Raw genomic sequence first — 822 nt, 5'->3', positions numbered from 1 at the left:
TTACCGTTGATACCGAACGCCATCATTGTGCCATCGAGTTTCGATTCTTGGCTCATCTTCAAACGCTCAAGAGCAGCAATCATTTTCTCTTTACCTACTAAACGCGCTGCACCTGCATCGGCATGGAATTCACGGTGACGGCTGTACCACATAGTGATGAAGCTTGCTAAGAAACCAAAGACAAGTTCCAACACCATAGACACACCAAAGTACACCATCATGTTCGTGCCTTGGCCTTCTTCATCGTCGTTCGATGCCACGATATTGGCGATAAAACGCGATAGGAAGATAACAAACGTGTTCACAACACCTTGCATTAGCGTCATCGTGACCATGTCACCATTCGCAATGTGGCTCACTTCGTGCGCCAGAACAGCTTCAGCTTCATCACGCGTCATGTTGTGTAGAAGACCAGTCGATACAGCAACCAGTGAATCATCACGCTTAGCCCCTGTCGCGAATGCGTTGATGTCTGCAGAATCATAAATCGCTACTGTTGGCATACCAATGCCCGCTTGTTGCGCTTGACGGCCTACCGTCTCAAGCAACCAATGCTCTGTTTCGTTACGTGGGCTTTCAATCACCATGCCGCCAACTGAGCGTAGTGCCATGCCCTTTGACATCATTAACGAAATCAATGCGCCACCAAAGCCAAATACGGCTGCCATGACAAGTAAACCAGACAGACTGCCTGGTTGCATTCCAGTGGTCGCGTAAACAATATTCAGAACAACACTAAGAACCAGCACAACAGCTAGGTTAGTTGCTAGGAATAACATAATTCGCTTCATTACTTTTCTCCGAGGAAGCTTATCGTTTTTT

At 47.2% G+C, this 822-nt stretch carries 1 protein-coding gene; it reads right to left on the bottom strand.

What is annotated here, in order from left to right; translation table 11 throughout:
* On the bottom strand, positions 1-791 hold a 791-nt coding region (gene htpX, locus R7093_RS24800), incomplete at its 3' end, for a protease HtpX (protein ID WP_318146963.1).
* Positions 792-822 lie beyond the last annotated feature (31 nt).

Source organism: Vibrio sp. 1580 (assembly GCF_033340055.1).
This window is presented reverse-complemented; position numbering and strand designations above follow the sequence as displayed.